The organism is Kitasatospora sp. MBT66 (genome assembly GCF_000710405.2).
Lineage (GTDB): Bacteria > Actinomycetota > Actinomycetes > Streptomycetales > Streptomycetaceae > Kitasatospora > Kitasatospora purpeofusca.
On record NZ_JAIY01000006.1, the window covers coordinates 853,913 to 859,832 of the forward strand.

The following is a 5,920-nucleotide window of genomic DNA, read 5'->3' on the forward strand; positions in this document are numbered from 1 at the left end:
GCACCCGCCGCCGACTGGTCGCTGGTAGTGCCGCTCAAGCGGCTCGCCGGGGCCAAGACCCGGCTGGCCCCGTTCGCCGGCCCGCACCGCCCCGACCTCGCACTCTCGTTCGCCCTGGACACCGTCGCGGCCGCGCTGGCCGCACCGGGGACCGGCCGGGTGCTGGTGGTCACCCGTGACGCCGGGGCCGGGGCGCGGCTGGCCGCGCTCGGCGCCCTGGTGGTCGACGACGAGCCCGGCGGCGGCCTCAACGAGGCACTGGCGCACGGCGCGGCGGCCGCGCTGGCCCTCGCGCCCCACGCGCCGCTGGCCGCCCTCTCGGCGGACCTGCCGGCCCTGCGCCCGGCCGAACTGGGCCGGGTGCTGGCCGCCGTCCCTGCGACCGGCCGGGCCTTCCTGCCGGACGCGCCGGGGCTGGGCACCACCTTGCTGGCCTGCGCCCCGGGCAGTGCGCTCGACCCCGCGTTCGGGGACGGCTCACGGGCCCGGCACGCGGCCGGCGGGGCCCGCGAACTGCGGCTGTCCGGCGTGGAGTCGGTCCGCCGGGACGTCGACACCGGCGAGGACCTGGCCGAGGCACTGGCGCTCGGCGTCGGGCCGCACACCCTGGCCCTGGCCGCCCGGCTCGGCTACCTGCCCCGGCAGAACCGCTCCGGCGCACCGCTGCCCGGTTAGGGCGCGTCCTTCGGACCACGCCGTCCCGCGGGCAGGGGTTCGAGGACGGGCCCCGGCGCGCGTCCTCCGGGTCCGGGCGGCCGCCCGCCCGGCACGATCCGGGAGACCCGCCCCGGACACCACCGGGGACTGTCGGTGCCCCTCGCTATGCTGCTGGCATGCAGGCCACCGCGTTCACCTACGACCCCGCCACCCGGGCCGGCTCCGTGCTGCTCGACGACGGGACCCCGGTGCCGTTCGACGCGGCCGCCTTCGACGCCGGCGGGCTGCGGCTGCTGCGCCCGGGCCAGCGGGTGCGGATCCGCACGGAGGGCGCCGGTGACGCCCGGCGGGTGGTCTTCCTGACGCTGCAGACCTTCCCGGACCCGGCCGCGGACTGAGCGGGGCGGCGGCGCCCTCAGGAGCCGCGGAGCCGCCGGGAGCCGCGGGCTCGGGGAGAAATCCCGGAAAAGCGATAAGCCGTGGCACCACCCCGCCGGGAATTCCCGGAGGAGGGCGGCGCCACGGCTCGCGAAGGCCGTCCGACGACGACGCGCACCGACTACTTGGCGGTGGTCTTGCGCGCGGTGGTCTTGCGGGTGGTGGTCTTCTTCGCCGGCGCCGTCTTCTTGGCCGTGGCGGTCGCCTTCTTGGCGGTCGCGGTGGTCTTCTTCGCGGCGGCGGTGGTGGTCGCCTTCTTGGCGGCGGCGGCCGTCTTCTTGGTCGCGGTCGCGGTGGTCTTCTTCGCGGCGGCGGTGGTGGTGGCCTTCTTGACGGCGGCCGTCTTCTTGGTGGCGGCCGTCTTGGTGGCGGCGGCCTTGGTCGCGGTCGCCTTGGTGGCGGTCGCCTTGGTGGCCGTCTTCTTGGCGGCGGCCTTCTTCGCCGGGGTGGCGGCAGCGGCGGCGGCAGCGGCCGTGGCGGCGCGCTTGGTGGCGGCACGCTTGGCGGCCGGGGTGGCGGCGACACCGCTCTTGCCCGGGGTGAGGGAGCCCTTGGGCGCCTTCTTCACCGAGGGGCCTTCCTTCGGCAGCTTCTTGGCGCCGCTGACCAGGTCCTTGAAGCCCTGGCCCGGGCGGAAGCGGGGCACCGAGGTCTTCTTGACCTTGACCTTCTCGCCGGTCTGCGGGTTGCGGGCGAAGCGCGCGGAGCGCTCCACCTTCTCGAAGGTGCCGAAACCGGTGACCGAAACACGGTCGCCGGCCACGACGGCGCGCACCATGGTGTCGAGCACTGCGTCGACGGCCTCTGCGGCAGCCTTGCGACCGCCCAGCTGCTCGGCCACCGCTTCGACAAGCTGAGCCTTGTTCACGTCTTCCCCTTCAGAAACGGGCGCCGGATGATTCCATCCGTTCATTTCGCACGTTAGGTATGTATCTGCGGACTTTCAATTACCAAACGCGCGAATCACCCTAGTGTCGCAATGGATTTGCGCGTCGGCGACCTCAGACGACGGGCGGGCGCCCCTCGTCGAGGTCCTGCACAAAGCGACTCAACCGCCGCGCCGCCTCCGGAAGATCGCGCTTGGCGGCCTCGGTGACGATGAGCAGTTGACGGGTGAGAGCGGTCTTTGCATCGGCAGACACGTTCAGCGCATGCACGCGGTCGTGAGCTTGCTTCAACCGCTCGGCCACAAGCGCGAAGAGCGCTGCGACTTCCGGGTCGTCCGGCTCCTCAGCAGCTGAGGTGGCGGCGTCCGGCCGATCGTCAATTCGGCGTTCGGATCCCCGGCCCGTGGACTCCGGTGACGCGGGTTCGCCGCCCGCGTACGGAGGTTCATGGTGCCGGTGCATGCACTGATTGTGCCATCTACGCGCAGTTGTGCATGCGCGGGGCCCTCCGCCGCAAAACCGAATCCTCAATCCGGGGCCCGCGGACGGGCACAACTCCCGCCCCGGAACGGCGGATGGCCCGCCCCCCCGAGGGGGGAGGCGGGCCATCCGGCGGTTCGTCAGAATGCTTGTTCAGAACGGGCGATCAGGCCGCCGGGAGGGTGCGCGGCTTGAACGCGGGACGGCTCGCCTCGAAGGCCGCGATGTCGGCCTCGTTCCGCAGCGTGATGCTGATGTCGTCCAGTCCGTTGAGCAGCCGCCAACGGAGGTTGTCGTCCAGTTCGAACGGCGCGGTGATGCCCTCGGCCCGCACCTCGCGGGCCTCCAGGTCGACCGTGACGGGGGCGGTCGGGTCCGCCTCGGTCAGCGCCCAGATCCGTTCCACGGTCTCCTGCGGGAGCACCACGGTGAGCAGGCCGTTCTTCAGCGAGTTGCCGCGGAAGATGTCGGCGAAGCGCGAGGAGATCACGGCGTGGAAGCCGTAGTTCTGCAGGGCCCAGACGGCGTGCTCGCGGGAGGAGCCGGTACCGAACTCGGGGCCGGCCACCAGGACGGTGGCGCCCTGCCGCTCGGGCCGGTTGAGGATGAACGACTCGTCCCGGCGCCAGGCCTCGAAAAGGCCGTCCTCGAAACCGGAACGGGTGACTTTCTTCAGCCAATGGGCGGGGATGATCTGGTCCGTGTCGACGTTGCTGCGGCGCAGCGGCACGGCCCGCCCGGTGTGGGTGGTGAACTTCTCCATGCTGCTCAGACCTCCACGGCGGCGCTGGACGCCAGATCGGCGGGGGCCGCCAGGCGGCCCAGGACGGCGGTCGCGGCGGCGACCTGGGGCGAGACCAGGTGGGTGCGGCCGCCCTTGCCCTGGCGGCCCTCGAAGTTGCGGTTCGAGGTCGAGGCGCAGCGCTCGCCGGGGGCGAGCTGGTCCGGGTTCATCCCCAGGCACATCGAGCAGCCCGCGTGCCGCCATTCGGCGCCGGCGGCGGTGAACACCTTGTCCAGGCCCTCCTCGACGGCCTGGAGGGCGACCCGGACGGAGCCCGGGACGACCAGCATCCGCACGCCGTCGGCGATCCGGCGGCCGCGCAGCAGGTCGGCGGCGGCGCGCAGGTCCTCGATCCGGCCGTTGGTGCAGGAGCCGACGAAGACCGCGTCGACCGCGACCTCGCGCAGCGGGGTGCCGGCCTCCAGCCCCATGTAGGCGAGGGCGTTCTCGGCGGCGATCCGCTCCTGCGGGTCGGCGAAGGAGGCCGGGTCCGGCACCGAGGCGCCGAGCGGGGCGCCCTGGCCGGGGTTGGTGCCCCAGGTGACGAAGGGGGTCAGCTCGGCGGCGTCGATGAAGATCTCGTGGTCGAAGACCGCGTCCTCGTCGGTGCCCAGGGTCCGCCAGTACTCGACGGCGGCGTCCCAGTCCTCGCCCTGCGGGGCGTGCGGGCGGCCCTTCAGGTAGGCGAAGGTGGTCTCGTCCGGGGCGATCATGCCGGCCCGGGCGCCCGCCTCGATGGACATGTTGCAGATGGTCATCCGGGCCTCCATGGAGAGGCCGCGGATCGCCGAACCGCGGTACTCCAGGACGTAGCCCTGGCCGCCGCCGGTGCCGATCCGGGTGATGATCGCCAGGATGAGGTCCTTGGCGGTGACGCCCTCGGGCAGTTCGCCCTCGACGGTGATCGCCATGGTCCGGAACGGGGCCAGCGGCAGCGTCTGGGTGGCGAGCACGTGCTCGACCTGGCTGGTGCCGATGCCGAACGCCAGGGCGCCGAACGCGCCGTGGGTGGAGGTGTGGGAATCGCCACAGACCACGGTCGTGCCGGGCTGGGTGAGGCCCAGCTGGGGGCCGACGACGTGCACGACGCCCTGCTCGATGTCGCCGAGGGAGTGGATCCGGACGCCGAACTCGGCCGCGTTCTTGCGCAGGGTCTCCAGCTGGACCCTGGAGACCGGGTCGGCGATCGGCTTGTCGATGTCCAGAGTCGGGGTGTTGTGGTCCTCGGTGGCGATCGTGAGATCGGTGCGGCGGACCGTGCGTCCGGCCAGCCGGAGGCCGTCGAAGGCCTGCGGGCTGGTCACCTCGTGGAGCAGGTGCAGGTCGATGAAGAGCAGGTCGGGCTCGCCCTCCGCGCGCCGCACGACGTGGTCGTCCCAGACCTTCTCTGCGAGTGTCCGTCCCATCGGATTCCCTCCAGCCGGCCGCGTTGCCGGCCTTCTCGTGTCGTCGAGGTCAAAGCTGTCGCGGCCCGGTGCGGCACGCGACGAGCGACCTGCACACCGGATCGGTGTCCACGATGCGGACACCTCGGCGGGGTCGCATCCTGGATGTCTCCCGGGCTGCTGCATCCAGAGTGGCGCTTTTCGCAGAAGATTGAACTTGCGTCTCGCGGAATGAGACTGCAGTCTTAGCGCATGGACAACTCTAGCGGCGTCGGCGTGCTCGACAAGGCCGCTCTGGTGCTGAGCGCACTGGAGTCGGGCCCCGCCACGTTGGCGGGGCTGGTCGCCGCCACCGGTCTGGCGCGCCCCACGGCCCACAGACTCGCCGTCGCACTCGAACACCACCGTCTGGTCACCAGAGACATGCAGGGCCGGTTCATCCTCGGCCCGCGCCTGTCCGAACTCTCCGCCGCGGCGGGCGAGGACCGGCTGCTCGCCACCGCGGGCCCGGTCCTGACCCACCTGCGCGACGTCACCGGCGAGAGCGCACAGCTCTACCGCCGGCAGGGCGAGATGCGGATCTGTGTCGCGGCCGCCGAGCGGCTCTCCGGTCTGCGGGACACCGTCCCGGTCGGCAGCACCCTGCCGATGAAGGCCGGCTCGGCCGCCCAGGTCCTGCTGGCCTGGGAGGAGCCCGAGCGGCTGCACCGCGGCCTCCAGGGCGCCCGGTTCACCGCCACCGCGCTGAGCGGCGTCCGGCGGCGCGGCTGGGCCCAGTCGATCGGCGAGCGGGAGCCGGGCGTCGCCTCCGTCTCCGCGCCGGTCCGCGGCCCCTCCAACCGCGTCGTGGCCGCCGTTTCGGTCTCCGGGCCGATCGAGCGCCTGACCCGTCACCCCGGGCGGCTGCACGCCCAGGCCATCATCGAGGCCGCCAACCGGCTCACCGAGGCCCTGCGCCGCAGCTGACCCGCCCGTCCCCCACCCACCCCCACGCCTTCCCCGGACTCCCCCGCACTCTCCCCCCACCGAAAAACCGTGAAGGGCCCCGCTCGCTGTCGAGCGGGGCCCTTCGGACGGGGTTCCGACGGATTCCCGGTGGATTCCCGGCGCGGCCCGGGAAATCAAAAAAGACCCCGGGGACCGGGGCCTTTCTTTTCTGGCTGGGGTACCAGGACTCGAACCTAGACTAAATGAACCAGAATCACTCGTGCTGCCAATTACACCATACCCCAACACAAAGCAATCAGCCGATGAGCAACCCCATCGGCTTCCTGCTTCAGTACCCCCGA

7 protein-coding genes and 1 tRNA gene are annotated in these 5,920 nt (G+C 72.3%); 3 read left to right on the plus strand and 5 right to left on the minus strand.

What is annotated here, in order from left to right:
• Nucleotides 1-21: 21 nt before the first annotated feature.
• Nucleotides 22-675, plus strand: coding sequence for a 2-phospho-L-lactate guanylyltransferase (gene cofC / locus BI06_RS16275; RefSeq protein ID WP_043468780.1), 654 nt, complete (start codon nt 22-24; stop codon nt 673-675).
• A 158-nt stretch (nt 676-833) separates the two neighbouring features.
• Nucleotides 834-1,055 carry a hypothetical protein gene (locus BI06_RS16280; protein WP_030396702.1) on the plus strand — a complete coding sequence of 74 codons (222 nt, stop codon included), beginning with the start codon at nt 834-836 and terminating at the stop codon, nt 1,053-1,055.
• 161 nt (nt 1,056-1,216) lie between these two features.
• Here BI06_RS16280 and BI06_RS16285 read toward each other — a convergent pair whose 3' ends face one another.
• From BI06_RS16285 to leuC, 4 genes are all read right to left on the minus strand, one after another.
• The gene (locus BI06_RS16285; RefSeq protein WP_030396701.1) at nt 1,217-1,963 is read right to left on the minus strand and encodes an HU family DNA-binding protein; all 747 of its coding nucleotides are present in this window, start codon (nt 1,961-1,963) and stop codon (nt 1,217-1,219) included.
• A gap of 133 nt (nt 1,964-2,096) precedes the next feature.
• Nucleotides 2,097-2,444, minus strand: coding sequence for a hypothetical protein (locus BI06_RS55520; protein WP_369826131.1), 348 nt, complete (start codon nt 2,442-2,444; stop codon nt 2,097-2,099).
• Nucleotides 2,445-2,628: 184 nt separating this feature from the next.
• Complete coding sequence (gene leuD, locus BI06_RS16295; protein WP_030396699.1) at nt 2,629-3,225, minus strand: 3-isopropylmalate dehydratase small subunit; 597 nt, start codon at nt 3,223-3,225, stop codon at nt 2,629-2,631.
• A 5-nt stretch (nt 3,226-3,230) separates the two neighbouring features.
• Nucleotides 3,231-4,652: a 3-isopropylmalate dehydratase large subunit gene (gene leuC / locus BI06_RS16300; protein ID WP_030396698.1), complete on the minus strand. Its 1,422-nt coding sequence runs from the start codon at nt 4,650-4,652 to the stop codon at nt 3,231-3,233.
• Between the two features lie 231 nt (nt 4,653-4,883).
• On the opposite strand from leuC, the gene BI06_RS16305 reads away from it, so the two are divergent.
• A complete protein-coding gene (locus BI06_RS16305; RefSeq protein ID WP_030306825.1) occupies nt 4,884-5,597 on the plus strand; it encodes an IclR family transcriptional regulator in 714 nt (237 codons plus the stop codon).
• A 191-nt stretch (nt 5,598-5,788) separates the two neighbouring features.
• On the opposite strand, the gene BI06_RS52425 is transcribed toward BI06_RS16305, so the two are convergent.
• Nucleotides 5,789-5,863: transfer RNA gene (locus BI06_RS52425), tRNA-Gln, on the minus strand.
• Nucleotides 5,864-5,920 lie beyond the last annotated feature (57 nt).

Excerpts from the sequence above, each read along its gene's own strand:
- BI06_RS16280 (WP_030396702.1), top strand. The coding sequence starts at position 834 with ATGCAGGCCACCGCGTTCACCTACGACCCCGCCACCCGGGCCGGCTCC.
- BI06_RS55520 (WP_369826131.1), bottom strand. The coding sequence starts at position 2,444 with ATGCACCGGCACCATGAACCTCCGTACGCGGGCGGCGAACCCGCGTCA.
- leuD (WP_030396699.1), bottom strand. The coding sequence starts at position 3,225 with ATGGAGAAGTTCACCACCCACACCGGGCGGGCCGTGCCGCTGCGCCGC.
- leuC (WP_030396698.1), bottom strand. The coding sequence starts at position 4,652 with ATGGGACGGACACTCGCAGAGAAGGTCTGGGACGACCACGTCGTGCGG.
- BI06_RS16305 (WP_030306825.1), top strand. The coding sequence starts at position 4,884 with ATGGACAACTCTAGCGGCGTCGGCGTGCTCGACAAGGCCGCTCTGGTG.